This window comes from Pyxidicoccus sp. M15 (genome assembly GCF_056858435.1).
The window spans coordinates 3,685,586-3,712,470 of sequence record NZ_CM166495.1; the positions used below are offsets into that span (position 1 = coordinate 3,685,586).

Below are 26,885 nucleotides of genomic sequence, written 5' to 3' on the forward strand. Positions count from 1 at the left end.
CCCGCCCCGCGCACCGGGACGCCCGCTCACTTCACCTCCCACCCCTTCGTCCCGCGCTCGTAGCGCTTGCCCGCGGACAGCTCGCCGTAGAAGAGCAGGTCCTTCACCCCCACCACGGACTTCCCGTCGAAGAGGCCAATCTCGCCCTTGGACGGCAGCTGGATGCCCAGGTCCGAGATGTCCAGCCGCACGCGCTCGCCCGGGGCCACCGTCACGTCCGGCAGCACCGCGCCCGTGGGGTTGCTCACCTGCGTGGGAGGGTGGTCGCTCTGCGCCAAGCTCACGCGCAGGTTGGTGGTCAGCACCATGCCCTTCAGCGACACCGCCGCCGCCGTCCGGTTGCCCACCTCCACCCAGCCCTCGCGCGGGTCGAACGCCTCGAACACCAGCGTCGGCTTCTGCTTCGAGTACCGCGTCAGCTCCGCGAGGATGAAGGCCCGGCGCTCCTTGACGAAGCGCTTCATGTAGTCCCGGCCCGCCTGGAAGCGGCCTTGGTCCATGTACGGGTCATCCTTCATGTGGGGGGTGATGAGCGCGTGCAGCGCGTCTATGTACGGGTTCATCACCTTGTCGGAGAACAGCTCCTCCAGCGCCTTGTCCAGCCGCGCCTCCAGCCGCTCGCGCAGCTCGGGGTTCATCAGCACGCGCGTGCCCAGGTTGGAGAACACCGGCAGGTAGCCCGGGTAGGCCTGCGTCTCCAGCTTGCGCTGCTGGTACATCTTCTCCACCCATGCGTCGGTGAGGGTGAAGTTGAACAGCGGGTGGCGCATGTTGTTGCTGCTGGTGCGCATGTCCTCCACGCTGATGGGGTACCACCAGCGTGCGTCCACGTTGTTCAAGTCCCACGGCACGTAGGACCACTTCGCCGTCGCCCGGTCGTAGATGAAGTAGCTCTCCGAGTCCTCCACGTAGTTGTTGGACATCAGCACGTCCAACACCATGGAGCGCAGGTAGTGCTCGAGCTGGAAGCTCTTCTCCAGCGCCGTCACCAGCTGCGGCTCGGGCGTGTGGTTGATGACGCCCATCATCGCCCAGAGCTTGTCGTCCGGCTGCGACTCGTTGGTCTTCTTCAGCCACTTGCCCTGGTAGGGCACCTTCCACGTCTTGAACTCGCAGTCCTTCCAGCCGCACCGGTAGATGTCCCCGTCGGTGTCGGCGAAGTCATGCGCCTTGAGGAAGGCCTTGTTCACCTGCTCGATGTCCAGGAAGACGCCCTCGTACGCGCCATTCACCTTCAGCCGAACGAACTTCGCCTTCGACGCGGGCACCCGCATCGCCTCCAGCAAGTCGTAGGCGAGCTTCTCCGCCAGCATCGTCGCGTCCGCGTACTCGGCCACGAGGTTGAGCGAGGTGCGCCCCTCGAACTTCACCTTGTCCGCGAAGCTCACGTTCCAGCTCTTCTTCTCGAAGTAGCGCGCGGAGGCGCCGCGCAGGCGCACCTGCACCGCGTACGTCGTGCCGTTCGCCTTGAAGACGGCGTCCTGCTCGGGCGTCCACGGGTCCGCCGCGAACTTCGCCATCGCCTCGGCGGGGATGAGCAGCTCGTACTCCTGCACGGAGGCCTGCGGGGCTGGCAGCTTGAACGGCAACTGCGTCTCCGGCACCGGCGGCGGAGGCGGCGGCTCGGGCGGCGGCTGCGGCTCGGGCTGTGGCTGGGGCTGGGGCTCGGGTTGTGGCTCGGGCTCGGGCTGGGGCCGCGGGACGGGCGTGGGTGTCTCGTCCTCGGGAGGAGTCGTCTGCGGAGACTCGCCCACGGGATGCGCCGGTACCTCGACGGACGGCGTGTCAGGACCGCAGGCCCACAGGCACAGCAACGGAAGGCAGATCAGCAGTCGTACGCGATTCATCCTGCCCCCCGTGAGCAAGGGGCATGCCCTCCTCAGAAAGGGGTGCGGCTGGCCGGGAATGGACGGTGCGGATGTGGGCAACGCCCCCGGACGCCTCACTGGTAGGAAACGGATTACCCACGCTGGGGCTGCCTGCTCGCCTCGTCCGGAAGGGAGGGGGGACCCGAGCGGGCCCGTTCTTCCCCGGAGGGGCAGGCGGCCGGGCGGCTTGGGGTGGAACTCTGATGGGTATGTGGTGCCCGCCTCGTGGTGCCAGTCCTAGCTTCACGAGGAAGCAGGGTGCGCCGCGTCAGGGGAGAGAGACCGCATGGAGACCTGGAACCAGACTTCGTCCGATGCCGTCCGCAGCCATACGCCATTGCTGGTGAACCGGCGCATCGACGAACACGTGGAGTCCTGCGTGCGGTACATGGCGCAGAAGGGCGACCGCGCGGAGATGAGCCGCTACCTCGAGCGGCTGGAGCGCGAGTGGGACATCAGCCGGGCCCTGTCCGTCGGTGCCTCCGCCGCGTCGGCGCTCGGCCTGCTGCTGGGTCGCAGGGATGGCGGCCGCTGGCGCGTGCTCAGTGCCGTGGCCGCCGGGGTGCTGCTCCAGCACGGGCTCTTCGGCTTCGGGCCCATGTCCGGGCTGCTGCGCATGCTGGGCGTGCGCACCCGCCGGGAAATCGACCTGGAGAAGTTCGCCATCAAGGCGCTGCGCGGCGACTTCGAGCGCATCCCCAATGACGGGGGGCCGCTCGCGAAGGCCAACGCCGCCCTCGTCGCCGCGCAGTCCTAGCGGGAGCATCCCGCGCTTCTTCCGGAGGCGGGCCAGGCTTGGCCCGCCCCCGTTGCTTTCGTCAGTGCCTGGGGCCGGTGTAGCCGCCGCCCACCGACGGCATCAGCGCCGGGGACGTGGGCATCGGCGGGCCGTTGTTCTTCGCCCCGGTGTTGCCCTGGTCGAAGAAGCCGTTGAGGCCGGCGATGCCCAGCGAGAAGTTCGTCACCCAGCCCGCGTCCGGCTTGCCGGCCGCCGCGCCGATGTCGAACGGCTTCGCGAAGTGCAGGCGCATCAGCAGGGGCCCCAGCGCCAGGTTGACGCCGACGACGGCGTTCAGCACGCGGTGGCCCCAGAAGTCGTCCCAGTTCTCGCCCACGCCGCCGAAGTCCATGGCCGCGATGGCCTCCAAATCACTGAGGAAGGCCACCCGGACGATGTCGTTCAGCGGAAGCTGCATCTCCATCGTGGAGTAGAAGAAGTGGCGGCCCAGCAGCCACTGCTCGTCTCCGAAGTTCACGCCGCGCAGCGTGTCGAAGGAGGACAGGAAGTAGGAGCGGGCGTAGCGGCCTCCCAGCGTGGTGCCCGTACCGCCGCGCACGAAGAGGTTGGTGCGGCCGTAGATGGGGAAGTACCGCTCCGCGTCCAGGCGGACGTTGCTGTAGGCCTCGTTGTCGAAGGGCTGCACGCCCACCGTCGTCTCCAGCAGCGCGGAGCTGCCCGACAGCGGGCCGGTGGCGTAGTGGTACTTCAGCGTGTCGTAGCCCACCTGCCCGCTGACCTCCGTCTGGAAGCGGATGTCCTGGTTGCGCGCCCTCCACTGCGACAGCAGCTCCTGGTTCGCCTCGTTGCGGTCCGCGAAGAACAGGTAGAACTCGGTGGGGTCGTCCAGGAAGTACTTCGTCCCGCCGAGGCTCAGGTCACCTTGCAGGTAGAAGAAGGTGCTCAGCGGGTAGCGCAGGCTGCCGAGCACGCCGAAGAACCGCTCGCCCGACGTGAAGAACACGGGCAGGTCCTCGAAGGTCTGGTCCACGCGGAAGCGCAGGGACTGGAAGAGGCCGCCGCCCCACGTCGTGCGGCTCTCGTCGTTGATGTACAGCAGGTAGCCGTCCGTCAAATCGAAGCTGCCGTACACCGACAGGGTGAGCAGGAACTGGTGGTCCTTCATGCGGTCACTGGCCGCGGCGAACAGCTGGCCCACGAAGCCGCCGCCGCCCGCGCCCGCGAAGCCGAAGATGGGGCCGAACTCCAGGTTCTGCCGGTTGAAGGGCTGGTAGGCCTGCGCGTCCGTCAGCGAGCGCACCGCGACTGGCGCGGGCGGCTCCGGCGCGGGCGCGGCCGGCACGTCCACCGCCAGCATGCGCGGCGGCCGCAGCAGCGCGGGCCGGCGCTCGCCGGACATGTGGAACAGCATCCACAGGCTGCCGTCCGGGCCGGGGCCGGGCTCGAACACGCCCGTCGTCAGGTCCGTGCGCCGCACGAGGCGGCCATCCGCCATCAGCTCGTGCAGGTCCGAGCTGCTGTTGTTGAAGGCCGTGAAGAAGACCCGGCCGTCCGCGAGCGCCGTCGGGTCCGCGTGGTCCCTGTCCTCGCTGGTGAGCCGCTCCACCTGGCGGGGCGCGTCCACCCGCACGCGGAAGAGGTTGTACTTGCGGTGGGACGTGGCGTCGGACGTGAAGACGATGCCGGACGGGCCCCACGTGAGCTGCCGCTCGGAGAACACGTCGTCGGTGAGCTGCAGCGGCTTCGCGTCCGGGCCCGCCTGCAGGTCGATGGCGTACAGGTCACGCAGGCCGCCGTCGTTGATGCCGATGAAGGCCACCCACCGCCCGTCCGGAGAGAAGGCCGGCGAGTACGCCGCCAGCAGGCCATGCTTGTCGATGCGGTACGCCACGCGCCCGCCCACGTCCAGCCTCACCGTGGTGCCCACCTCCCGGTCGATGCCGGTGCGGATGGGCGTGCGGCGCACCAGCACGTCCGAGGCGCGCTTCTCCACCACGTGCGTGTAGTCCTGCACGTAGATGACGTCGCGGCCAATCATCTCCGCGATGAAGGCCAGCTTGTTCCCGGTCAGCGCGAAGCTGCGCCCGGAGATGGGGTGCAGGGACTCCACGCCCGGCGCGCCGTCGCTGGTCACCCTCAACGTCCTCTCCGGCGCCCGCGGGTCCACCAGGTACAGTCGGCTCTCGCCCGTCTCCGGGACAATGGTGCGCAGCGCCAGCACGCTCCCGTCCGGCGAGCTGGTCATGGAGGTGATGTAGCCGGGCGACTTGTCCAGCAGGTCCATCACCGGCGCGGCCTGCTCCGAGCTCAGGTACGTCTTGAAGGCCCGGCGCTTCAGCCAGTTCTCGAACCGCGCCGCCAGCCGCTTCGGGTCATCCCCGGTGAGCCGCTCCAGCAGCTCCTCGAACTTGAGCGACGGCGAGTCGCGCGAGCCGCCCACCAGCCTGGGCGACTCCTCCAGCACGCGCTGGATGAAGCCCTTGCCGTACTCCTCCTCCAGGAAGGCCACGCGGACCTGGCCCACCTTGTAGATCCACAGGTAGCCGTAGGGCCCGGGCGAGAAGAAGTCGAGGAACGCGTAGCCCTTGTACAGGTCCGGGTTCACCAGCAGGTCCCGCACCAGCATCTCCGCTTCCGGGTCCATGCCGCGCTTGGCGTAGAACTCGGCCAGGCCTTCGATGAACCACAGCGGGATGCCCGCCAGCGGGTCGCCGAACACCTTCGCCTGCTCGGCCACGGTGCGCACCTTCTGGATGGTGAACTGGTGCGCCAGCTCGTGGGTGGAGATCTCGTCGAAGAGGCGGTGGTCACCGAGGTACGGCAGCGTCAGCTTCAGGTCCTCGCCGGTGCTGGTGAGGCCCAGCGTGCCCTCGGACACCTGGAAGAGGTTGGTCTGCAGGAACTCCTGGTAGCTGCTGTAGAGGATGTACGGGAACGTCTGGGTGGGGACGTACTGGAACGTGTCCACGAGGTAGCGGTACGCCTCCTCGATGACGGGCGCGGCCCGCTCGGCCACGGCGCGCTCGCGCTCGTAGAAGTAGAAGCGCACGCCGCCCGTCTTGTCCCCGAGCGTCTTCGCGTAGGTGTAGTTGAAGCCGCCGTCGGCGCTTCCCAGCCCCAGCGACGCCACGCCTCCGCCGTCCGCCATGCCGCCGTCCGCCGCGCCCGCGGCGCTCACCAGGGTTCCCCCATCACCGGCGCCCGGAGTCCCCGCGGTGGCCGGAGGTGGCACCCCTCCGTCGGAGGGCTCCGCCCCCGCCACCGGGGGCGGGACGGGCGCGCCCGAGCTGGAGGAAGGCTCGGAGGTCTGCTGGCTGGTCTCCGGCGCCGGGCCGCTCGGCATCTCCCGAGGGTCACTCGTCTCGGGGGACGTGGTGGGCGCGTCCGGGTTGGCCCCCCCCTGGGTGCCGGGCGGCTGGTCGTGCGCGGTGTGCTCCGGGGGCTTGGCCAGGCCCGCGGCATTGGGCCCCACGAGGATGTCCACGTGCCGCCACTCGAACTCGTAGCTGTTCACCGGCGATTTCCCCGGCCGTCGGGGCACCACGTAGAACTGGGCGAGCGCCAGCCCGGGGAGGAGCAGTGCCAGCAGGGCGGCTGCTAGAGGACGGGGATTCACAGGGGGCCACCTCTTCGAATGGGGAACAGGCGAGAGGGCAGAGACCTGGGAGGTTCCCTCCCAGGGGCCCGGGTATACAAGCGCCTGGATTATTTCTTTCCGTTTACTTGCCGGACAGTGAGCGTCTTGCACTCGGGCGTGCGTGGGACAGGGGACCTTATTCGGGTGCTGGCGCCCGGTGATATGGATGGGGGCATGAGACGCCTTATTGCACTGTCCTCCACGCTGGTCCTCGCCCTCGGTTGCGGCAAGGACGGTACGTCCAATGCCAAGGCCGAGTGTCATCTCGAAGCCATCGACCTGTCATCCTGTCAGCGATCCAGCCTCGCGGGGCTCCAACCCGAGGGCGTATGGAATCTCAACGTCCAACTGAATGACGGTACGGGTGCCGCCAGCGCCATGCGGCTGTCGGGCGCGACCAGTGGCGCGACGATGCTCGGGTTCACGGTGACGGAGCGGCAGGTCTCCGGTGACACCTTCTATCTGGCCAGCGACGTGGAGGGCACGGACGACGTCAAGCTGCGCTTCGCCCTCGCGGGCTGTGCGTCGACGGGGCCGGGGCAGCTGGCGGGAGTGTTCCGTCGTTGCCAGAACGGTCAGCTCGACCTGCAGGGTACCTTCGAGGCCGCGCGCGTGGCGCGCCGCTCGGGCGAGGCGGACTCCGACAAGGTGCAGCTCGTCGGAGAAATCGCGCTGCCTCGCGGCAGCGCCACGGAGCTGGCGGTGGCCCACGGCCATGCGTACGTCACCGCCGGTCGGGAGGGGCTCTTCATCTACGACGTAAGCAAGCCCGACGCGCCGCGCAAGGCGGCCGAGTCCAAGCCGTCCGACGACGTCTACAACGACGTCCTGGTGAATGGCACGACGCTGTACCTGGCCACCAAGAACAGCGGCATCGCGGTGTTCGACCTGACGAACCCGGCGGCGCCCGCCCGCGTGCGCTCCGTGCCGGAGACGGCCGTGGAGGTGACGGCGCTGGCGGTGGACGGGAACACCCTCTACGCGGCGTCGCCGTCCCCCAACGCCGAGGTGCTCGTCTACGACATCACCACGCCCACCGCGCCCAAGCAGCTCACGCGCTACTTCGTCGAGGGCGCCGAGCCCACCGTGGGCGAGCTCCCGCTGGACGTGACGGCCCTGGATGGCAGGCTGTACGTGAGCCACTGGACCTACGGCATGACGGTGTCGGACGTCACCACCCCTGCGAAGCCGAAGCTGCTGGGGCGCTTCGGGGGCGCCACCTCGCGCACCACGGCGGTGGGCGTGGTGGGCAGCCGGACGGTGGCCTTCGACGCGGGCGAGGACTGGGGCGCGCACCTGAGCGTGCTGAACGTGACGGTGCCGCAGGCGCCCGAGCAGATGGGCGAGTTCCGCCTGCGCAACGAGGTGTCCATCCGCTCGGTGGTGCTGGCCGGCACGAAGCTGTACGTGGCCTACTACCAGGACGGCCTGCGCGTGCTGGACGTCTCGGTGCCGGGCGAGCCGCGCCAGGTGGCCTACTACAACAGCTGGCGCGAGTCGGACGTGGGCCGCGGCGTCACCTTCTTCGACGGGTTGAATACCCTGCGCGTGCCGGGTGACGGCTTCATCTACGCGACGGAGACGGCGCGCGGGCTGCTCATCTTCCGCGAGACGGAGTAGGCGAGGGCGCGCGTAGGCGGCACCCCGACGCGGCCGTGCGGCCGGTGGCTGCAGCCACCGGCGTAGCTGGAGGGCGCGGGGTGTCTGTTCCCGGGGGGCCCGCGGGGGCACGGCTTCGCCCTCCGCCCGCGGGGCGTGCCCGTGGAGGCGAAGCCGTTCTTCACGGGCTGAGCAGGAGGTTGCCGGTGGACTGGCGCTCCAGGCTGGCCTCTCGGGCGATGTGAAGCTCGATGCCAGCATCCGAGAGGGCGAGGCGGGCGCCGTAGACGTCGCGGTTGCTGGCGGCATCCCGGGCGCGGTTGATGTGGGCGCGGGCCCGCTCCGCGTGGACGACGACGTTGCCCTGGCCGGAGGCCTCCGCGGTGATGCGCACGTTCTCGAAGGCGCGGTCCGCGAGGTTCAGGGCGTTGTCCACGGCCAGCTCGCCCTCCTCCAGTGCCTGGTCCGCGGCGAGCAGCCACTGGCCGGCGGTCTGGATGTCGGTCAGGCGCTGCTGACGCGACTGCTCCACGTCGGCGGCGCGCTCACCGGTGCCGTCGATGTGCTCCTGCACGACGGTGGTTTCGGCGGCGAGCGCGTCGTCGCGTTTCTCCAGCGCTTCGTCGCGCGTCTTCAGCTCGGCTTCGAGTTGCTGGAGTCGGGCCTGGAGCTGAATGAGTTGCTGCTGCGGGGTGAGGGGGCTGGCCGCGTTGGTGCCAGGAGTTCCCGGCACCGCGCCCGTCCCCGTCGTGCCCGCGCCACCCGTCGCGTCCTGGCCGGCGGGCGCGGCACCGCCACCGAAGCCAACGGCGGGCGCTCCGGCGGACGGAGCGGCTTGCTGGCCTGCCGGCGCGGCGCCCGAGCCGCCCGTTCCATCCTGGATGGCCGCTTCCGAGCCCGTCGTGTCCTGGCCGGGTGTCCCCGTGCTGGCGGCGCCGCCGGTGCCTCCGGACGCAGCCGGGTCGTCCACGGTGCCCGCAGTACCGTTCGCGCTCTGGACCCCCATCGTGTCCAGGCTGCCGCTGGTACCCGAGCCTTCCATCCCGCTTGGACCCGGTGCTCCCGCGCCATCCATGGTGCCCGAGCCACCGGTTCCGTCCTGGCCCGTCGAGTCCAGGCTGCCGGCCGTGCTCGCACTTCCAGTTGCGTCCTCGGTCGTTGCTCCCGGGCCACCCTCGGTGCCCGTGAGGTCGGTCGCGCCCTGACTCGTCACGCCCGGGCTGTCGCCCGTGCCCGCACCTCCGGCCGCATCCGGTTCTCTGACCTCCGGAGTTTCGGCGCTGCTCGTGTCCCCCTGGCCGGTGACGACCGAGCGCCCCCCGATGACCTCGGGAGGCCGCCCCGTGACAACTGAGCGCCCGCCGATGAATGCGCCGCCGGTCGAGCCCTGCTCCGTCGCTCCCGCGCCACCGGTCGCGTCCTGGGTCGTCGCGCCCGGACCGTCCACGGTGCCCGCGCCGCCGGTCGCGTCCTGGGTCGTCGCTCCCGCGCTGCTGCCCGCGCCACCGGTGGCGTCCTGGGTCGTCGCTCCTGCGCCGCCGGTCGCGTCCTGGGTCGTCACACCCGGACCGTCCACGGTGCCCGCGCCACCGGTCGCGTCCTGGGCCGTTGCCGCTGAGCCTCCAGCGGTGCCCGAGCCACCGGTTGCGTCCTGTGCCGTCGCTCCGGCACTGCTGCCCGCGCCACCAGTCGCATCCTGGGTCGTCGCCGCTGAACCTCCAGCGGTGCCCGCGCCACCGGTCGCGCCCTGATTCCCGCTCCCGCCGGTGCCCGCGCTTCCGGCTGCGCCCTGGCTCGTTGCCGCCGAGCCTCCAGCGGTGCCCGCGCCACCCGTGGCCTCCCGGGTCGCGGCGCCCGCGGTGCTTCCGCTCCGCGTGCCCGTCGTCTGGGGCGTCGCGCCCGCGGCGGAGGTCTGACCTCCCTCGCCGGAAGTGCTCTCGGGCGCGGCCTCCGTGTCCGACGAAGTCGCGCCGCCACTCCCGCCCGTGCCCGACTCATCCTGTGCCGGGGGGGCCCAGGGCGAGGGCAGGGGCTGATACGACTGTGCGGCCTCCTCGTTGGCCATCTGGCCCGGCGACACGGGGCCGTAGCCATTGGGAAGGACCGGCACGATCTGCGGGGGAGCGGAGTCCACGTCGACGGGTTGCTGAACCACGTAGCCTTCAGGAGGCCGAGCGCCCTCCGCCAGCCTGGCGGCCTCCTCGTAGGCATCCTCCAGAGCTTCCGCGGCGGGGTCATCGACCAACGGGTCTTGCGGAGGCGGCACCGGCGTCACCTCCGGCGTCTGACCAAGGCTCAATCCAGCGGCGAGGGCAATCCACAGGCGCATGCCTGAAAGGTGTCCACCAGTGGATGTCCCTTCAGCCCTGCCAGCGAAGCTGCGCCCGACAGGCCGCCCGGGCGGCGCCCCACCGAGCTCCCTGTTCGGAAATGTCGGGACATTTCACGCCGCAGAACCCCCGACATTTCCGAACAGGACGCCTTCCGACCGCCTCCGGAAGGACTCCGCCGTGCACGCGTTCCACCGAGCGCCGGACCCACGCCGCCGTCACCAGCGCTCACTTCCTCCGCCGGGCCAGTGCCAGCACCTCGCGCGCCGCGCGCTCCCCGGTCGCGATGGCGCCATGCACGGTGCCTTCCTCCCCGTCGGTATTCGTGGCCTCGCCCGCGAAGAACAGGGTGCCGTCCACGGGAGCGGCGAGCGCCTCCATCGCGTCCATCGCGCCCACCGGAATGACGGCATAGCCGCCCCGGGTGAATGGCTCGCGCTGCCAGTCCTGCACGTGCCACGCCTCGAGCAGCTCGTGCAGCGCCTGCCGGGGCAGCCGGAAGATGCGCGCGAGCGACTCCACCGCGCTCGCCAGCACCTCCTCCTCCTGGAGCCCGGACAGCGCCTCCGCCCCCGGGCCGCCGGCCCAGCCCACCAGGTGCCGGGACTCGCGAGGCGACAGCGTCCACCACGTGGGCACCGGCAGCGACGGACCGTGGAAGAAGCCGAACCGCCGGGTGTCCTCGCGCTCGCTCCAGAACGCGGTGCGGAAGCGCAGCAGCACCTTCACCAGCGCGCCCATCTCCAGCCGGCCCCAGGCCCGCGCCTTCTCCGGCAGCGCAGGAACGAAGCGCACCGCGCCGGGCTCCGGAGGCCGCGCCCGCAGCACGCCCAGCGGAAGCGTCACCACGGCCTGCTTCGCCCGCACCTGTCCGAGCGCCACCCCCTGCCGCGTGCGCACGCGCACCCGCACCTCACCGGCCGCCCAGCGGACCTCCTCCGCCACCGCGTTGAGGAACACCGTCCCCGGACGCTCCATCAGCGGCCGGGCCAGCGCGCCCAGCACCCGGTCATACCCCTCCATCACCCGCGACGGCGTGGTGCCGCCCAGCTCCTCCGCGGCCGTCTCCATCCGGGTGATGGCCAGCGTGCTCGCGGTGTCCGGGTTCGCCGCGTAGAAGCCCTCCACGTAGGCCCGGCCCATGGCCACCTGGAGCGCGGGCCATCGCTCGGCCTTCGCCCGCTCCCGCAGCAGCTCCGCCACGGGCCGGTCCGGAGGCTTCGCGGAGGCGAGCGCGTCCAGGAAGCGGAAGGACTCCTCGCCCTCTCCGAAGCGTCCCTTCCACGACAGCGCATGCGTGTCATTGCACGCGCGGATGGACAGCCGGGCCCCGCGCGCCAGCTTCCGCAGCGACTCCGGCTCGCCATGGACGAACTCCGCCCCCAGTTCCAGCGGAACCTCCGTGACGGGGTCCCGCAGGGTGGCCACGCGTCCGCCCCACCGCTCGCGAGCCTCCAGCACCGTGACGCGCAGCCCCGCTCGACGCAGCAAGGCGGCGGCGGCGAGCCCCGAGGCGCCCGCGCCCAGGATGACGACATCCGAGAGGAGTTCCATGTCGCACCAGTAGCCATGCCCGGGCGCGACAGCAGCCCCCCTCGCGCCCGCCGTCACGCGCGAGACACTCACGGCCCGGAAGACGCGAAGGGCCGCGCCTCCAGTGACGGAGACGCGGCCCGGGGAGGGAAGGCTTGCGCGTGCGTCAGAGGCTGATGCGCAGGCCGGCTCCCAGCTCGAAGGTGGGCGCGGCCACGCTGAAGCCCTGGATGTCCTCGCCGTTGACGGTGACGTCGGGCACGGTGAAGCCGAGCCGCAGCTCACCGCCCTTGCGGCCGTAGTGCACGGCGCCGAACGCCTCCACCGTGAGGTAGGTGAGCGCGCGGTACGTCATGTTGAGCCGGCTCGTGAAGGAGCGGTCGGACAGGTTGCCCAGCGTGAAGAAGTTGAAGGCCGTGTGGTCCCAGTCGAAGGGCTGGTTCAGGAACAGGTACGCCGCGCCGTAGTGGCGGCCCACGTACAGCGGCTGGAAGGCGCTCTGGGCAATGAGGTACGGGTACCCCACGGAGCTGGTGTAGCCCGTCGAGTTGTAGAAGTACTCCACGCCCACCACGGCCAGGTCGTTCGCCCCGTAGGGGAAGGTGTAGTTGGCGCCGCCCGTCACCTGGGGCGTGAGGCCCCCGGGGACGTACGACTCCACCTGGATGCCATCCTGGAAGATGTCTTCCAGCGTGGTGCCCTCGGGCACCCGGTAGAGGGGCCGGTCCGTGCCCTTCTTGATGCCCAGCTCGCCGTAGACGTCGATGGGGCCCAGGGCGGAGGACAGGTCCAGGCCGAAGCGGGGCTTGCGGCCGCGCTGGGCCACTGCGCTGACGCCCACCTCCGCGGGGCCCAGCACCACCTCGGCGCGCAGCGCGCCGCCGATGCGGCTGAGCCGGTTGACCGGGTCCTCGCCGCCGGGCCGCGTGGGGCCGCCGGTGGCGTCGGTGACGGCGCCCGCGTCGGTGCCCAGGTCGTCCACCACGGCGATGCCGTAGAAGTTCCAGCCCCGCGCCTCCCACGGCACGTGCAGCTTCACCATGGACACGCCGGTGCGCAGGTCCACGAAGGCCAGCGGGTTCCGCCGCTGGGGGGACAGGAAGTCGGTGGGGTTCCAGATCTGCCCCGTGCCCCACTTCACGTGCTGCTTGCCCACGGTGAAGAACACCGTGCGCGCCAGGTCGAAGCGCAGCCACGCCTGGTCCAGCAGGACGCGAGGGTTGGACGGCGCGCCCTCCGCCGTCTGGGTGGAGAGGGTGGGGTCGTAGCTCAACCGCCCCACCACGAAGCCGCGCAGCCGGTCCGTGGGACGCGCGTCGAAGTAGCCATCCACCAGCGTGGGCGCGGTGAACGAGGTGTTGCCGAAGGACACGCCCTCGTTCGCCGCCACGTTGGCGCGCAGGTAGAACTGGCCGCCAATCTTCAGCGGGTCATCCACCGCCTCCTCGGAGTCGAAGGCGCTGCGCGTCGCCGGGCCGTCCAGCGCGTCCGAGTCCCTGTCACCGGGGGCCGCGGAGGGCTCGGTGAGCGAGGGCTGCCGTGACGTCGCCTCGCCGGCCGACGTCGGGTCCGCCGCCGCGCTGTCGTCCCCGCCGAAGATGGCGTCCTCGCTGGGACGGTCCGCCGGGGCCTCCTCCTGGGAAGGGGAGGGCGTGGCCTCGGCGGGCTGCTCGGACTCTCCGCCGAAGAGGGCATTCTCGTCGGGCCGGTCGCCTGCGCCGTCCGCGCCGGCCGACTGGGCGAGCGCGGGGGCGCCGACGAGGGCCGCGGACAGCGCCGCGGCCACGGTGAGAGTCTTAGGGCTCATCGGCTCTTGCTCTCGAGCCACGCCTTGGTGAAGAGGTTGGCTTCCAGCGAGCGCAGGTCGATGGACTTGATGAGGATGACGGTGGAGTTGGCCTTCTCCACCTCGTCGTAGATGCGAATCTCCTCGGGGAACCAGACGTCGGCGCCCTTGGACTCGCTGAACAGCTTCTTCCAGCGAGGGTAGAGCAGGGTGCGCATCTTCCGGCCGGACAGCGCGTACTCCTCGCGCTTGAGGACGTTGGTCGAGTCCTTGTCCACCCACAGCTTGATGACGGGGTAGGCCACGTCCACGCCCTGCTTGCCCTTGAGCGTCAGCATGTTGGCCGTGTACTTGCCCAGCTTCCCCTCGCCTTCGAACGACGGGTCATACTCCTCGGCCAGGCGGGACTCGTCGAAGTCGGCGCGGCGGCTGTCGGTGCCGGCGATGCGCTCGCGCTCCGTGCGCCGCTCCCACTTGCCCACGTTGGGGTCATAGCTCCAGAGGTTCTTGTCCAGGCGCAGGTAGCCCTTGCCGGCCTCCGTCTTGGGACGGCTGAAGAGAATCATCAGCTTGTCGTCCGCGTCGCGCCGGTAGACGAACGCCTCGCGCACGGTGTCCGTCTTGTCCTTCTCCTTCTGCTCCAGGTAGACGAGCGCCTTGTAGTCGCCGCCATTGCGCTGCCGGTCGTCGATGGTGGCCAGCAGCTTCACCAGCTCCGCCGGCTCCAGGGCCAGCGCCGCCGGGGCGGACAGCAGGGCCGCGGTGAGCACCGCGGCGGTCATCACACTTTTGAGGCTCATGGAGGGTTCACCCGATGTGGTGCATCGCCGTGACGGGCTTCATCCGCGCGGCGAGGAAGGAGGGAATGAGTGAGATGAGCGTGGTGCACGCGGTGATGAACACCATGGCGCCCACCACGGCCCCGGGGTTGACCGCCAGCTTCAGCGTCTCCGACATGATGAACATGGCCACCACTTCGGGGACGGCCATGCCCGCCGCGTTGACGCCCAGGCACACCGCGAGCCCCACCACGGCGCCCGCCAGCGTCCCCAGCGCGCCCAGCGTCAGCGCCTCACAGACGAACATCAGCACCACCCGCCGGCGCTGCATGCCAATGGCGCGCAGCGTGCCAATCTCCCGCGTGCGCTCCCGGATGGCAATCCACAGCGTGTTCATGATGCCCACGCAGATGATGACCAGCAGGACGAAGGTGAGGGCGCCGGTGAGGAAGTTGAGCGCGGCGAGCGTCCAGCTGATGAAGTTGATTTCGTCCTCCCAGTTGGTGATGTCCAGCTTCTGGCCCGTCCACGGCTCGCGGTTGACCACCTCGAACTTGAAGAAGAACGCCCGCGGGTCGTTGTCCATGATTTCGTGGCCCGCCTCGGCCAGCGTCTTGCGCAGCCGGGCCTGGACCTCGGGCACCTGCGCCACGTCCTTGAGGTACACCTGGATGGCGCCCGTGGTGTCGTCGCGCAGCTGGTAGAGCGAGCGCAGCGTGCCGGAGGGCACGTAGACGTTGAAGTCGCTCATCATGCCCACGTTGGCCGCGATGGCCGCCACCTGCACGTCCACCGTGTTGCTGGTGCCACGCATGGTGGGCGCGGCGACGGTCAGCGTGTCGCCCACCTTGACCTCCAGCCGCTTCGCCTGCTTCTCGAAGAGCAGCACGGAGTTGGGCTTGGAGAGTCCGTCCAGCGAGCCCTCGCGCACCTGGATGACCTGGCGGAAGCCGGGCTCGGCGTCGATGTCGATGCCGCCCACGCCCAGCTGCATGGAGCTGGCCTCGCTCACGACCTTCGCCCAGCCGCGCCCGCGGTGGACGATGTAGTCCACCTCCGGCACGTCCTTGCGGATCTGCTCGAGGATTTTCGGATAGCCCGTCACGACGGGGACGCCCTGTCCGGCCGACACCTTGAAGAAGCCGGCCACGTTGACGTGGCCGGTGGACAGCGTGGTGGCCGAGCGCAACATCGTGTCCTTCATCCCGGTGGACAGCCCCATCAGGATGACGAGCAGCGCGGTGACGCCGGCGATGGCCCCGCCCAGGAGCAGCGTGCGGCGGCGGTGGGTGCCGAGGTTGCGGAATGCGATGAGGAAGAGCTGGAACATGTCGTTACTCGTCCGTCTGCATCGCCTGGAGGGGCGAGACCCGCGTCGCGAGGAACGCGGGATAGAGGGTGGAAATGGCCGAAACGACGAGGACGATGACGAAGGCCGCCACCAGGTTGCCCGCGCTCAGCGTGGGGTAGAGCCGCGGGCCGGAGAAGAAGAAGTACGCCCACTCGTTGGCCGCGGGGATGCCGGCGCTGCCCAGGGCGGCCATGATGCCGCTGCCCACCAGCGCGCCGCCCGCGCCGAAGACGAGCCCCAGGAGCAAGGTCTCCACCAGCACCATGCCCAGCACGAAGGAGCGCTGCGCTCCAATCGCGCGCATGGTGCCCACCTCGCGCACCCGCTGCAGCGTGGCCATCATCATCGCGTTGTTGATGATGACCAGCGCCACCACGAAGATGATGAAGACCACGAAGTAGAGCACCAGCTTCGCCATCAGCACGAACTGGCCGATGATGCCCGCCGCCTGCTGCCAGGACACCACCCGCAGCTTCAGCCCCGCGTCCGTGGCCGACTGCTTCAGTTCGGCCATCGTCTGCTGGAGCTTCTCCGGGTCCTTCAGCATCACCGCCGCGCTGAGCGCCACGCCCTTCTCGATTTCCTCCTGGGAGTAGACGCGCGCCGCCAGGTCGTCCCGGCGAAGCGAGCCCAGCGAGCCGTCGAAGGCATCCTTCTCGTCGATGAGCCCCGGCGTGGCATTGGCCACCAGCGTGTTGCCGCTGTCCTCGCCGAAGAGGGCCTCCTCGGCATCCTCCCGGGCCACCGCCTTCACCGCGTTCAGCTTCTGCAGCTCGGAGATCTCCTCCTTCTTGTCCGCGGTGAGGTAGCCGTACAAGTCCCGGAAGGACATCAGGTCCATCAGGTTGATGGCGCCGGCCATGGCGGACTTCTCCAGGCCCTTGAAGCGGTAGGTGCCCCAGATCTTCACGTTGACGCTCTGCACGTAGCCGCTGCGCGTGAAGGCGGTGATGGTGAGGCTGTCCCCCATGCGCAGGCGGTACAGCTCCAGGAGGGGCGCCAGCTCCGAGTAGAACTGCGCGTAGCGGGTGTCGAAGTTGTCGTCGTTCGTGTCGAAGAACTCCACCAGCAGCTTCTCCAGCTTTGGCTCCTGGCTGCCCAGGGCCTTCTGCAGCCGCTCGGTGGCCAGGCGCGTCTTGATGGGGTCCAGCTGGAAGAGGATTTCGCGCGTCTGCGTCTGGTTCTCCTTCACCCAGCGCTGCATCTGCGGGTCGGTGGCGATGCGCTTCTGGTTGACGTCCCGCTCCTGCTTGATGTTGTCCATCCGCAGCGCCGACTTCAGCTTGAGGAAGTTCTCGTAGAAGAACTTGGACAGCAGCATGCCGCGCTTGCCCTGGGGCACCATCTGCCCGTCCACCAGCTCCATGCGGTCGAAGGTGCGCTGGAAGGCGTCCAGGTCCGTGCCCGCGTAGCGCATGTCGAGCATGTCCCCGTCCGGAATCTGCGGGGCGATGCGGTTCTCCAGAAACTCCAGCGAGCCGAACGGGTCCTGGTCGAAGGTGTCCCAGAACGCGTCCGTCCGGGCGCGGGCAAGCGACTCCACCTCGGCCGGGTCCTTGGCGGCGGCGCTCAACAGCGCCTGGCTCTTGGTGTTCTGCTCCTCGATGAGCACCAGCATCTGCCGCACGTGGGCCTTGACGCTGTCGATGTTCTCCTTGAGCTCGGGCGTCTCGCCCTTCTCCGCGCGCTGCTTGTAGAGGTCGCGCATGCGGGCGAGCGTCAGGTCCACCGTGTTGCCGGAGGTGATGAGCGCGCCGCTGGTGCCCATGGGCACCACCGTCTTCACGTTGGGGTGCTTCTCCAGCACCGGCTTGATGCGGCTGAAGTCGTCGAGCGCCGCCAGGTCCGGCTCGCCGCTCATGCCGCCGTAGAGGGCCAGCTCGTCCTTGGACTCGTCCGAGTACACCTGGAGGTGCCCCGCCACGCTGCCGACGATGCTGCGGCTCATGGCGCTGTCCATGCTGTCCAGGAGCGCCCCGCCCACCACGACGAGCAGGGTGCCGAAGAAGATGATGCCGCCGATGAGCAGGTTGATCTTGCTGGTGAACAGGTTGCGGAACGCCACCTGCATCAGCAGACGGAAATACCCTCCCATGTCAGTGACTCCCCGCGGCCATGGCCCGCTGCGCCTCGGAGGCGCTGAGCCGGTCGAGAATCTTGCCGTCCGCCAGGCGCCACACGGCGTTCGCGTGGTTCATCACCTTGGCGTCGTGGGTGGAGAAGATGAAGGTGGTGCCCTCCTTCTGGTTGAGCTCCTTCATCAGGTCGATGATGTGCTGGCCCGTCACCGAGTCCAGGTTGGCGGTGGGCTCGTCCGCCAGCACCAGCTGGGGTCGGGTGACGAGCGCGCGCGCCACGGCCACGCGCTGGCGCTGGCCGCCGGACAGCTCGTTGGGGCGGTGCTTGGCGTGGTTGGCCAGGCCCACCTGCTCCAACAGCTGCATGACGCGCTCGCGGCGCTGGGCCTTGTCCAGCTTGCGCTGGAGCAGCAGGGGGAACTCCACGTTCTGGAAGACGGTGAGCACCGACACCAGGTTGAAGCTCTGGAAGATGAAGCCGATGGTGTGCAGGCGCAGGTCGGTGAGCTGGCGCTCACTGAGCTGCTTGGTGTCCTGCCCGGCGACGCTGACCACGCCGGTGGTGGCGGTGTCCACGCAGCCGATGAGGTTGAGCAGCGTCGTCTTGCCGCTGCCGGACGGCCCGGCGATGGAGATGAACTCACCCGGGTGGACCTGCAGGTCCACGCCCCGGAGCGCCGGGACGACGACCTTGCCCAGGTTGTAGTCCTTGGTCACGTTCGTGATGGAAACGATGGGGGACTTCGCTGCGGGGTTCATGCGGTGCGTCCTTTCGAAGCCTTGGGGGTGCGGCCGGTGGCGCGCGCGGTGCGCATGACGCGCCAGCGCTCGGCGATGCCGGCCATCTCGGTGAGGTAGAAGTCGCAGAAGTCCGCGGCCTCGCGCAGGTGCGGCTTGTCGGCGAGCTGCGGCGCGGCGAGGGCGCTGCGGCACACCCGCACGAAGGCCTTCATCGCCTCCTCCGCGGTGTGCAACCGGCTCTCCCAGCCCTCGTGGCTGATGACGTAGTAGTGCTGCCGGTCGCCCGGCACGCTGACCGGCTCCACCAGGCCCATGGCCGTGCAGGCGCGGATGTTGGTGGACACGGAGGCGGCGCTCACCTTGAGCAGCTCGGCGATGCGCTTGAGCGACAGCGGCTCGTCCGCCAGCATCAGCAGCGCGTGGATGCGCCCGCCGATGCGCGTGCCGCCCTGCCGTTCGAAGTGCAGAGCCATCGCTTCGATGAAGCGAAGCTCCGCGGCGCCCAACTCCGTCATGCCCGGCCTCCGTGCCTTCCAACCGGGCCGCGCGCCAGTCGCGCGAGCAGGCCCAGGAAGGCGTGCCGGCATGTAATTCGTTCAGTTCATTCAGTCAATACTGAATGAACTGAAACCTGGGGGCATGGATGTGGGCGTACTCCGGCCGCGTGGGAAAGGGAAGGGGCCCGCGGCCATGCGTGGCCGTGGGCCCTCGGGGTCCCCGCTGGTGGGGGTTGGCAATGCTGTCAATGTCACGGGCAGGTGTCCGTGGCAGAGGCGTGGCGGCTACTGCGGATTGGTGCCGGCGCTGTCGGGGTTCATCGTGCTGCTGCCCTCGTGGTTGTCCATGTTCTCGCCCGGGGGCGGCGTCTCCAGGCCGGAGCCACCGGTGTTCATGTCCACGTCCTTGTCCTGCTCCATCCCGGAGCCGCCGGTGCCCTCGTTGATGGACGAGTCGGGCGACATCATGTCCCCGGAGCCGGAGCCGCCGGTGCCGGACATGGAGATGCTCTTGGCGACGTTGTCCGTCTCCTTCACCTCGTAGCTGGCGCGAATCTCCTGGCCCGCCTGCAGGTCCTTGGCCTTCTTGAGGCTGGGATCATTGAACTGGGTGCTCTTGTCCACCTTCAGCGGCACCACCGCGCCCTGCATGTCCACGTAGATGGTCTTCGAGTCGGCCTTGACGACCTTGCCCGTCAGCTCCTTCTGGCCCATGGCGCTCTGGCCGCTCATGGTGCTGCCCGAGCCACCCATGGCCGGGTCGCTCTGCATGGAGCCCGAACCTCCAATGGCCGGGTCGCTCTGCGTGGCGCTGTCCTGCTGCATGCTGCTGTCCTGCTGCGGAGCCTCGGTGCCCTGCTGCGGAGCCGTGGTGTCCTGCGCGAAGGCGGCGCCCGAGCCGAACAGGGCGACGGTTGCAATAACCCCAACCAGCTTCTTCATGGAGATTCTCCTGTGTGAGTGCGGCGGAGGGCATGCGGCGCCACTCCGTTGCCGAAAACCTAGGTGCGCTGGTGGACGTGCACAGGGCTTGCGGGGCAGTCCGGTGGAGTGCCCGTTCCCTCCTCGGCCTGTGGGACGTGGGGTATTATCCCCAGGGGAAGAAGGGGGGCGGCTTGAAGGGGGCAGGGCTTTTCCCCTACCGTCACGTTCCAAGTGCCCAACGGCCGTCCAGCCGCTGGCCCGACAGGAGACCTCCTCCGCAATGCCCCCGTCCGCCAAGCCGTCCACGCCCGCGCCGGCCCAGGAGCTGCCCGCGCCCTCCTATCCCGCCGTCGAGTCCCTGCTCGAGGCGACCCCGGCGGAGGAGGTGCGCGCCTTCTTCGCCCCCGTGAAGGCCGGCCTCGCCGACCTCAAGGGCCCCAAGGTGGACCAGGGCAAGAAGGTTCAGGCCGCCATCGGCCATGCGGAGGAATTGCTGGCGCTGCTGGTGGACACCCGCGAGCGGATGCTCGCCGAGGCCAAGGCCGGCAAGGGCAGGCGCTAAGCACCCGGAATGACGGGGGTTCCCAGGCCACGCCGCTTTATTTGGGTGGATCAGGAAACCGCCGGGCCCCTGGGCCGATAATACGTAGGAGAGCATCCGGAACATCGGGGATCTCTGACCTTTCCGCTGGCAGCAGCGCCTGGAGGAAGCAATGGCGAAGATCGACAACATGATGGGCCCGAACGTGCGTCTCTCGACCAACGTGACGACGGCGCGGCAGACGCCGCAGACGGGCTTTGGAGCGCGGCTGCAGAACGGGCTCAACAGCGCGGCGAGCGCGGTGGGCACGGGCGTGGGCGCGGTGGCCGGCATGATTCCGGGCGGGCAGATCGTCTCCGCCGCGGTCTCGTCCATGCACACCTTCTCCAGCACCAGCGGCTCCGGCATGGCCGGCGCGCCGTACGCCGGTGTGATGGGCACGGCGGTGTCGCCCATGGGCGGCGGCTCGGCGTCGATGATGTCCGGCGTGGCCGGCGTCGGCGGTGGCGTGGCGGGCGGCGTGGGCGGTGGCATTGGCTCCCCGGCCGCGGGCGCCGGCGCCAACGCGAGCGCCACGGACACCGTGAACGGCAACTTCTCGCTGAACAAGATGGCCGAGGAGAACAGCAAGCTCCTCAACCTGCAGGCCGCCATCCAGCAGGAGTCGCAGACCTTCACCGCGATTTCCAACGTGATGAAGTCGCGGCACGATTGCATCAAGAACTCCATCGGCAACGTCCGCTAATCACGGCGGGCACCAGCCGGCGGGCTTTCGGGAGCGGCGCCGCTCCCGTTCCCGCCGGACGCGGAAAGGAAGAGCGAAGTCCATGGCGGAGAGCTCGGAGATTGCGAACAGCCTCGTCCCGGTCGGGCGTCAGCAGGCCATGGTCCTGCTGGAGGTCGGCTACCTGTGGCTCGACATGGGCCACTTCGACAAGGCTCGGGAGGTCTTCGCCGGGGCCGCGGCGCTGATGCCGAAGAGCGAGGTGCCGCAGCTGGGGCTGGGCGCGCTGGAGTTCGCGCAGGGCCGCCACGACAAGGCGCTGCAGGCCTACCGCTCGGCGCAGCGGCTGGCGCCGCAGTCCGCGCTGCCTCGCGCCCACGCGGGCGAGGCGCTACTGTTCATGGGAAAGGTGCCCGAGGCCCTCAAGGAGCTGAAGGCGGCCATGGACCTGGAGCCGGACGGTGATGGCGCGAAGCTGGCCCAGTCGCTCATCCAGGCGAAGGAGGCGGGTGTCCTGCCTCCTGCGAAGAAGTAGACGACGGGAGGAGAAGGCGATGGCTGTCGGTGGTGTGGGACGAGGGGGAGGTAAGGGGCGTGCCGGTGGCGCGAAGGGCGCTGCTGGCGCCGCGCCGGCGGCGGGCTCCAGCTTTGGCGGCAAGGTGGACAAGGCCGAGTCTCTTGTCGGGCCCTCGGGTCTGGTAGGCTCCAGCAATGTCCAGGGCCCCCAGGCGGCGGACCCGGTTGCCGCGCAGGCGGTGGCCATCGCCCGGAAGCTGAAGCAGGGGGGCTTCAAGAGCAAGGAAGAGGCGACGAAAGCCCTCGTCGCCGAAATCCTGAAGGAGAAGCTCCGCATGAAGTCCTCCTCTCTCACGAGCAAGATTTCGGACGCGCTGCAGGATGATCCGCGGCTGAACCAGGTTCTCGAGCGGCTGTGGTCCAAGGCCGAGTGAGCTGCGCTTGGCTCTGGGCGACGACAGGAAGGTCATCCTCGAGAAGTACGGGCCCTACGTGCGCTCGCTGGCGGCGACCGTCCGCAAGCAGTTCAACGCCCAGCTCGAGCTCGATGAGCTGGTGGCCTACGGGCAGATAGGGCTCCTGGAGGCCGCGGAGCGGTTCGACCCGAAGGTGGGAGCCAACTTCCTCACCTTCGCGCACTACCGCATCAAGGGCGCCATCTTCGACGGGCTGAGGAAGATGGGGGTGTTGCGGGGCTCGGACGCGCGGACGGCGTTCGCGGGGGAGCGGGCGGCGGCATACCTGGGCAACCTCGCCGACCGCGAGTCGGGGACAAGCAACCGGGGCAGCTCCTTCGACGATGATGTCAATGACATCTCGGATGCGGTGGCCGGGCTCGCGATGGTGTTCGCGTCGAGCATGGAAGGGGCGGACACGGCGGGCTACACCGACGAATCCCTGCCGGTGGACGTCCGGATGGAGCTGGAGCAGACGAAGAACAGGGTGCGGGCGGCGATAGAGAAGCTCCCGGAGAAGGAGAAGAAGCTCCTCCAGGGCTACTACTTCCAGGGCAGGACGCTGGAAGAGGCGGGGGCGGAAATAGGGCAGTCGAAGAGCTGGGCGTCGCGGCTGCACGCGCGCGCCATCGACCGGCTCAAGGAACTTTTGAACGAGGAGGAGGAACTGCCTCCTTCCCCGACGGATGCAAGGAGGGTCTCACATGGCGGGTCCGATGACCGGGGTCTCCGCGGCACAGGTGGCGCAGCAAAAGCTGCAGGACCAGGGCGCCCAGCAGACGAACAAGCAGGGCGCGTCGAAGTTCGACGGAGTTCTCGCTGACAAGGCGCAGGGCGCGGGCCAGGTGGACCAGGCCCAGGGCGTGAACAAGGCCCAGGCGGCGCAGGCCACCCAGAAGGCGGACGCCGTCCGCCAGGTGGAGACCGTCAACAAGACGGAGAAGGCCGCCATGAACAAGGTGAGCGGCGCGGGCCAGGAGCCGATGACGGCCAAGGGCGCCGAGGCCGTGGCGGCCAAGCCCGAGACGGCCAAGACGTCCAAGGCCGGCGACATGATGACGCAGGTGATTGGCGACCTGGAGAAGGGCCAGGGCAACCTGGAGAAGATCATCTCCCAGGCCTCCAGCGGGAAGCAGTTCTCCAACGCGGAGCTGCTGTCCCTCCAGGCCTCCATGTACCAGTACACGCAGCAGCTGGACCTGACGAGCAAGGTGGTGGAGAAGGCCACCACCGGCCTCAAGGACGTCGTCAAGACGCAGGTCTAGTTACCCACCGGCCAGCCTGGCGGCGCCTGTGAAGGGCGGCTCCTCCCCCCGGGAGGGGGCGCCCTTCCGCGTTTTCCGGGGGCCTAGTAAGCTCACCGCGCCCATGAATCGCCGACCGCACGCGTTTGCCGCCCTGCTCCTCGCCCTCGTGTTCACGACGGGCTGCCACATCGAGCTCCAGCACGAGCTGACTGAGTCGGACGCCAATGAAATCTACGTCCTGCTCAGCAAGAACGGCATCAACGCCAAGAAGGAGAAGGAGGAGGGTGGCAACGAAGTCCGGTTCATGATCACCGTCCCCAAGGCGGACGCCGCGCAGGCCGCGGAGCTGCTCAAGCTCAACTCGCTGCCGCGTCCGGTGGAGAAGGGCCTGGCCCACTTCGCCAAGGGCAGCATGGTGCCCACCGCCACCGAGGAGCGCGCGATGCTGCTCAAGGCGCTGGCGGGTGAGGTGTCCAACGCGCTCAATCAGATCGACGGCGTGCTGGAGGCGCGCGCCATCGTGATGATTCCGGAGAACAACGACCTGACGCAGCCGGAGAACAAGCCGATGCCGTCCGCGTCGGTGTTCATCAAGTACCGGCCCCAGGAGGGCGGCAAGCCGCCCATCGCCGAGGCTGTCGTGCAGAAGTTCGCGGCCACCGCGGTGCCGGAGCTGAAGCCGGAGGCGGTGACGGTGCTGATGACGCAGGCCCTGCCGCCCTCGGCGGAGACGGACTCGGAGAGCCGGCTGCAGGACGTGCTGGGGCTGCGGATGACGGCGTCCAGCGCGGGCCAGTTCAAGGTGATGTTCGCCGGGGCCTTCGGCCTGGTGCTGGTGATGATGGGGCTGGCGGCGTGGACCTTCATGCGCTCCGGCTCCAGCGCCCCCGCGGCGCGCGCCGGGGCCCGCGGCCGCGGCCGGCCTCCGGAGGCCTGAAGTCCGGCCCTCGTGGCGGAAGGCTTCCTCCCCCCTCCCAGCGGGCGGCCGTGAGCCCGCGAGGTGACGTTTGGACTCGTTCTTCACCTCGCTCAACAAGCGCCAGAGCATGCTGCTCCTGACGGCCGTGACGTTCGGCGGTCAGGACAGCCTCGGCGCGTTGGAGCACCTCCCGGAAGAGGAGTCCGCGCTGCTGCGTCACCGCGCGCAGGAAATCCTCCAGATTCCGCGTGAGAAGCGCATCCCCGCGCTGGTGCAGGAAATCAAGCGGCTGGTGAAGGACCGGCGCGGGCAGCTGTGGAGCGCCGAGCCGGAGCGGCTGGCGGCGCTGCTGCAGCGCGAGCGTGGGGCCCTGGTGGAGGTGGTGCTGCGCGCGCTGCCGGGCACGCTGGCGGACGCGGTGCGCACGCACCTGCCGCCCGCGCGCGTGAAGCTCACCCGCGAGGTGCGGCCCCAGGTGCTGGACATCGTCCGGTGGAAGCTGGAGGAGGTGCTGGCGCGCGAGGCGGCGGCGCAGCAGGCTGCGGGCTTCAAGTTCTCCGACGTGCTCCAGCTCCAGCAGCGTGAGCTGCTCACCGTCTGCGACAGGCTGGGCGCGCGCGTGCTGGGGCCGGCCATGGCGGGCCTGCCGGACGCGGAGCGCGAGGCCCTGGTCGAGCCGCTGCCGCCGGACCTGCGGCTGCTGGCGAACAAGTCCGTGGCGGCCAACGCCCCGCGCAAGCTGCCGGAGGAGGACGCCCGCGCGCAGCTGGAGGTGCACGAGGGGCTGAAGAGCCTCGCGGGGGCCATCCGCAGCGCGGGCGTGCAGCGGCTGGCGCGCGCGTGCGTGGCGCAGTCCCCGGAGTTCGCCGCGCGCATGCTGGAGAAGTACCGCGGCGAGTTCGGCGCCCTCATCGCCAAGTGGGTGCGCGAGGAGCGCATCCGCCCCACGGCCCGGGGTGACGGCGGCCGCACCGACATCGTCATGGACCTGGAGCGGCTGGCCACGCGCGGCCTCATCGAGCGGCCCGTGCGCCTAGCGTCCCAGCCTCCTCCGCGCCAGTCCGCGATGCTTCCGCCGCCGCCCGGTGCGCGCAAGGCCGCGGGGGCGCCCTCCCGGGCGGCCCCGGCCGCCGAGCCCGAGGCCCGCCCGTCGCCGCGTGCCTCCATGGCCAGCCCCGCCGTGTCCCGGCAGGGGCCCGCCGTGCGCCGCGACATCATGGCCGAGCGCGCCGCCCGGAACGCGGGGGCGCTCTCCAACCGCGAGGCGTCGCGCGTGGCGCCCGGGCCGAAGAAGCCCGGGGAGCCGGGCGGCTCGGCCGTGCACCGGGTGCCGCCCCGCCGCGAGTCCTCCATTGCCACCCCCGCGGGCCGTCGCGAGCCCGGCGCGCCGGAGCCCCGGCCGTCGCGCGCCGCGCGGGCGGACCCGGAGGGCGCCCGCATCGGCCCGCCGCCCTCGCGCCTGGGCCAGCGGGACGCCCGGCGCTCCGAGGACCCGGAGACGAGCCCCGAGCCCGGGCGCGAGCGCTCCCGCGTCGCGGGCGGCGAGTCGCGGGTGCAGGCGCGGCCCCAGCCCCAGGAAGAGCTGTCCCGGGCCTCGCGGATGCGGCCCCGTGCGGAGCCGGAGCCCGAGCCGCGCCGCTCCCGGGACGTGGGAGATGATCCGGAAGTCTCGCGGGTGTTCCGCTCGCGGGGCTCCGTGCCCCGGGCGCGGGGCGGGGGAGGCCCGGAGGAGTCGGCGCCGGAGCGGCCTCCCCGGGTGCTGGCCGGGCGGGCGACCACGTCTCCCGGCCAGGGGGCCGCGTCCGCCCCCCGGGGTGAGGGGACGTCGGTGCAGCGCCGGCCCCGCTCCCCGTCCGGAACCGACCGTCCGGTGCCTCCGGGCGCGGGCGGGCGTGGACCCAAGGGCGGAACGCGCTAGCATCCGGGCCCCAAGGAGCAGCCCATGGCGATCGGCAAGGTGATCAAAGGTGACGGGACGGCGGAGCCGGGCCTCGCGTCGGAGCGGCCCGCGCTGAGGCCGCCGCGCGCCGGCGTGATGAACGCCGAGGTCTTCGAGGCCCGGCAGGGCGCGCAGGCCATCCTCGAGGATGCCCAGCGCGAGAAGGAGCGCATCCTCGCCGAGGCCCAGCGCGACTGCGAGGACCAGCGGGCGAAGGCGCGCGAGCAGGGCCGCCAGGAGGGCCTGGCGCAGGCCACCGAAATCATCCTCCGCGCGAAGATGCAGGCCGGCGAGATGCTCGGCGACCACGAGAAGGACGTCGTCGCGCTGTCCTTGCGGATGGCGGAGAAGATCATCGGCCGGAGCCTGGAGAAGGACCCGGACCTGATGGTGGAGCTGTGCGCGTCCGCCATCGAGAACCTGCGCAGCGCGCGGGCCATGGTGCTGCGGGTGCACCCGAAGACGGCGGCGGTGCTGCGCGCCAAGAAGCCCGTGCTGATGGAGCTCATCGGCCGCGCGGTGGACCTGGCCATCAAGGAGGACCCCGAGGTGGCGCCGGTGGGCTGCATCGTCCAGACGGAGTTCGGCACGGTGGACGCGCAGCTGCCCACCCAGCTCGAGATGCTCCAGAACATCCTCCTTCCGGACCCGAACGGCCGGAAGGAAGGGCCGGCCTGAGAGG

The 26,885-nt window shown here is 70.1% G+C and carries 22 protein-coding genes; 11 read left to right on the forward strand and 11 right to left on the reverse strand.

From position 1 onward, the window contains the following. Positions 1-26: 26 nt before the first annotated feature. Positions 27-1,847 (reverse strand): CotH kinase family protein, encoded by a 1,821-nt coding sequence (locus tag ACX9TP_RS13835; RefSeq protein ID WP_482980192.1) that lies wholly within the window; start codon positions 1,845-1,847, stop codon positions 27-29. A gap of 307 nt (positions 1,848-2,154) precedes the next feature. Between ACX9TP_RS13835 and ACX9TP_RS13840 the strand changes: the two genes are divergently transcribed. Next, positions 2,155-2,625, forward strand: coding sequence for a YgaP family membrane protein (locus ACX9TP_RS13840; RefSeq protein ID WP_482980193.1), 471 nt, complete (start codon positions 2,155-2,157; stop codon positions 2,623-2,625). A 61-nt stretch (positions 2,626-2,686) separates the two neighbouring features. On the opposite strand, the gene ACX9TP_RS13845 is transcribed toward ACX9TP_RS13840, so the two are convergent. Continuing rightward, positions 2,687-6,223, reverse strand: a complete 3,537-nt coding sequence (locus tag ACX9TP_RS13845; protein WP_482980194.1) for a tolB protein precursor protein — start codon at positions 6,221-6,223, stop codon at positions 2,687-2,689. Between the two features lie 195 nt (positions 6,224-6,418). On the opposite strand from ACX9TP_RS13845, the gene ACX9TP_RS13850 reads away from it, so the two are divergent. Continuing rightward, positions 6,419-7,864 carry an LVIVD repeat-containing protein gene (locus ACX9TP_RS13850; protein WP_482980195.1) on the forward strand — a complete coding sequence of 482 codons (1,446 nt, stop codon included), beginning with the start codon at positions 6,419-6,421 and terminating at the stop codon, positions 7,862-7,864. Between the two features lie 160 nt (positions 7,865-8,024). Here the strand turns inward: ACX9TP_RS13850 and ACX9TP_RS13855 are convergent, their stop codons facing one another. The 9 genes from ACX9TP_RS13855 to ACX9TP_RS13895 all read right to left on the reverse strand — a co-directional run bounded on the left by ACX9TP_RS13855 (position 8,025) and on the right by ACX9TP_RS13895 (position 19,880). Continuing rightward, positions 8,025-10,172 carry an autotransporter outer membrane beta-barrel domain-containing protein gene (locus ACX9TP_RS13855; protein WP_482980196.1) on the reverse strand — a complete coding sequence of 716 codons (2,148 nt, stop codon included), beginning with the start codon at positions 10,170-10,172 and terminating at the stop codon, positions 8,025-8,027. 229 nt (positions 10,173-10,401) lie between these two features. After that, positions 10,402-11,727 (reverse strand): flavin monoamine oxidase family protein, encoded by a 1,326-nt coding sequence (locus ACX9TP_RS13860; RefSeq protein WP_482980197.1) that lies wholly within the window; start codon positions 11,725-11,727, stop codon positions 10,402-10,404. 145 nt (positions 11,728-11,872) lie between these two features. Beyond that, entirely contained in the window at positions 11,873-13,513 is a 1,641-nt protein-coding gene (locus ACX9TP_RS13865; protein WP_482980198.1) for a hypothetical protein, read from the reverse strand. Continuing rightward, entirely contained in the window at positions 13,510-14,292 is a 783-nt protein-coding gene (locus ACX9TP_RS13870) for an outer membrane lipoprotein-sorting protein (RefSeq protein WP_482980199.1), read from the reverse strand. The genes ACX9TP_RS13865 and ACX9TP_RS13870 overlap by 4 nt, the downstream gene beginning before the upstream one ends. A gap of 7 nt (positions 14,293-14,299) precedes the next feature. Further along, positions 14,300-15,601, reverse strand: coding sequence for an ABC transporter permease (locus ACX9TP_RS13875; RefSeq protein ID WP_482980200.1), 1,302 nt, complete (start codon positions 15,599-15,601; stop codon positions 14,300-14,302). 4 nt (positions 15,602-15,605) lie between these two features. Further along, on the reverse strand, positions 15,606-17,717 hold the full coding sequence (locus tag ACX9TP_RS13880; RefSeq protein WP_482980201.1) for an ABC transporter permease: 2,112 nt from the start codon (positions 17,715-17,717) through the stop codon (positions 15,606-15,608). 1 nt (position 17,718) lies between these two features. Continuing rightward, positions 17,719-18,459 carry an ABC transporter ATP-binding protein gene (locus ACX9TP_RS13885; protein ID WP_482980202.1) on the reverse strand — a complete coding sequence of 247 codons (741 nt, stop codon included), beginning with the start codon at positions 18,457-18,459 and terminating at the stop codon, positions 17,719-17,721. Beyond that, positions 18,456-18,956, reverse strand: coding sequence for a GbsR/MarR family transcriptional regulator (locus tag ACX9TP_RS13890; protein ID WP_482980203.1), 501 nt, complete (start codon positions 18,954-18,956; stop codon positions 18,456-18,458). The genes ACX9TP_RS13885 and ACX9TP_RS13890 overlap by 4 nt, the downstream gene beginning before the upstream one ends. Before the next feature lie 267 nt (positions 18,957-19,223). Next, on the reverse strand, positions 19,224-19,880 hold the full coding sequence (locus ACX9TP_RS13895; RefSeq protein ID WP_482980204.1) for a hypothetical protein: 657 nt from the start codon (positions 19,878-19,880) through the stop codon (positions 19,224-19,226). Positions 19,881-20,142: 262 nt separating this feature from the next. Between ACX9TP_RS13895 and ACX9TP_RS13900 the strand changes: the two genes are divergently transcribed. The 9 genes from ACX9TP_RS13900 (at position 20,143) to ACX9TP_RS13940 (ending at position 26,881) form a co-directional block, all read left to right on the forward strand. Further along, a complete protein-coding gene (locus ACX9TP_RS13900; protein ID WP_482980205.1) occupies positions 20,143-20,424 on the forward strand; it encodes a hypothetical protein in 282 nt (93 codons plus the stop codon). 151 nt (positions 20,425-20,575) lie between these two features. Further along, complete coding sequence (locus tag ACX9TP_RS13905; RefSeq protein ID WP_482980206.1) at positions 20,576-21,148, forward strand: hypothetical protein; 573 nt, start codon at positions 20,576-20,578, stop codon at positions 21,146-21,148. A gap of 82 nt (positions 21,149-21,230) precedes the next feature. Further along, a complete protein-coding gene (locus tag ACX9TP_RS13910; protein WP_482980207.1) occupies positions 21,231-21,662 on the forward strand; it encodes a tetratricopeptide repeat protein in 432 nt (143 codons plus the stop codon). A 19-nt stretch (positions 21,663-21,681) separates the two neighbouring features. Continuing rightward, complete coding sequence (locus ACX9TP_RS13915; RefSeq protein WP_482980208.1) at positions 21,682-22,077, forward strand: hypothetical protein; 396 nt, start codon at positions 21,682-21,684, stop codon at positions 22,075-22,077. 7 nt (positions 22,078-22,084) lie between these two features. Further along, positions 22,085-22,921, forward strand: a complete 837-nt coding sequence (locus ACX9TP_RS13920) for a sigma-70 family RNA polymerase sigma factor (protein WP_482980209.1) — start codon at positions 22,085-22,087, stop codon at positions 22,919-22,921. Next, positions 22,839-23,363 (forward strand): ATP-dependent helicase HrpB, encoded by a 525-nt coding sequence (locus ACX9TP_RS13925; protein WP_482980210.1) that lies wholly within the window; start codon positions 22,839-22,841, stop codon positions 23,361-23,363. The genes ACX9TP_RS13920 and ACX9TP_RS13925 overlap by 83 nt, the downstream gene beginning before the upstream one ends. Positions 23,364-23,466: 103 nt before the next feature. After that, entirely contained in the window at positions 23,467-24,282 is an 816-nt protein-coding gene (locus ACX9TP_RS13930; protein ID WP_482980211.1) for a type III secretion protein, read from the forward strand. A gap of 70 nt (positions 24,283-24,352) precedes the next feature. Further along, positions 24,353-26,182, forward strand: a complete 1,830-nt coding sequence (locus ACX9TP_RS13935; RefSeq protein ID WP_482980212.1) for a hypothetical protein — start codon at positions 24,353-24,355, stop codon at positions 26,180-26,182. A 24-nt stretch (positions 26,183-26,206) separates the two neighbouring features. Beyond that, entirely contained in the window at positions 26,207-26,881 is a 675-nt protein-coding gene (locus tag ACX9TP_RS13940; protein ID WP_482980213.1) for a FliH/SctL family protein, read from the forward strand. Positions 26,882-26,885 lie beyond the last annotated feature (4 nt).

What these genes read in the sequence shown, in the direction of transcription:
- ACX9TP_RS13840 (WP_482980193.1), top strand. Translation starts at nt 2,155, where the DNA reads ATGGAGACCTGGAACCAGACTTCGTCCGATGCCGTCCGCAGCCATACG.
- ACX9TP_RS13875 (WP_482980200.1), bottom strand. Translation starts at nt 15,601, where the DNA reads ATGTTCCAGCTCTTCCTCATCGCATTCCGCAACCTCGGCACCCACCGC.
- ACX9TP_RS13910 (WP_482980207.1), top strand. Translation starts at nt 21,231, where the DNA reads ATGGCGGAGAGCTCGGAGATTGCGAACAGCCTCGTCCCGGTCGGGCGT.
- ACX9TP_RS13930 (WP_482980211.1), top strand. Translation starts at nt 23,467, where the DNA reads ATGAATCGCCGACCGCACGCGTTTGCCGCCCTGCTCCTCGCCCTCGTG.
- ACX9TP_RS13915 (WP_482980208.1), top strand. Translation starts at nt 21,682, where the DNA reads ATGGCTGTCGGTGGTGTGGGACGAGGGGGAGGTAAGGGGCGTGCCGGT.
- ACX9TP_RS13880 (WP_482980201.1), bottom strand. Translation starts at nt 17,717, where the DNA reads ATGGGAGGGTATTTCCGTCTGCTGATGCAGGTGGCGTTCCGCAACCTG.
- ACX9TP_RS13850 (WP_482980195.1), top strand. Translation starts at nt 6,419, where the DNA reads ATGAGACGCCTTATTGCACTGTCCTCCACGCTGGTCCTCGCCCTCGGT.
- ACX9TP_RS13940 (WP_482980213.1), top strand. Translation starts at nt 26,207, where the DNA reads ATGGCGATCGGCAAGGTGATCAAAGGTGACGGGACGGCGGAGCCGGGC.
- ACX9TP_RS13870 (WP_482980199.1), bottom strand. Translation starts at nt 14,292, where the DNA reads ATGAGCCTCAAAAGTGTGATGACCGCCGCGGTGCTCACCGCGGCCCTG.
- ACX9TP_RS13885 (WP_482980202.1), bottom strand. Translation starts at nt 18,459, where the DNA reads ATGAACCCCGCAGCGAAGTCCCCCATCGTTTCCATCACGAACGTGACC.
- ACX9TP_RS13905 (WP_482980206.1), top strand. Translation starts at nt 20,576, where the DNA reads ATGGCGAAGATCGACAACATGATGGGCCCGAACGTGCGTCTCTCGACC.
- ACX9TP_RS13855 (WP_482980196.1), bottom strand. Translation starts at nt 10,172, where the DNA reads ATGCGCCTGTGGATTGCCCTCGCCGCTGGATTGAGCCTTGGTCAGACG.
- ACX9TP_RS13895 (WP_482980204.1), bottom strand. Translation starts at nt 19,880, where the DNA reads ATGAAGAAGCTGGTTGGGGTTATTGCAACCGTCGCCCTGTTCGGCTCG.
- ACX9TP_RS13900 (WP_482980205.1), top strand. Translation starts at nt 20,143, where the DNA reads ATGCCCCCGTCCGCCAAGCCGTCCACGCCCGCGCCGGCCCAGGAGCTG.
- ACX9TP_RS13835 (WP_482980192.1), bottom strand. Translation starts at nt 1,847, where the DNA reads ATGAATCGCGTACGACTGCTGATCTGCCTTCCGTTGCTGTGCCTGTGG.
- ACX9TP_RS13890 (WP_482980203.1), bottom strand. Translation starts at nt 18,956, where the DNA reads ATGACGGAGTTGGGCGCCGCGGAGCTTCGCTTCATCGAAGCGATGGCT.
- ACX9TP_RS13860 (WP_482980197.1), bottom strand. Translation starts at nt 11,727, where the DNA reads ATGGAACTCCTCTCGGATGTCGTCATCCTGGGCGCGGGCGCCTCGGGG.
- ACX9TP_RS13865 (WP_482980198.1), bottom strand. Translation starts at nt 13,513, where the DNA reads ATGAGCCCTAAGACTCTCACCGTGGCCGCGGCGCTGTCCGCGGCCCTC.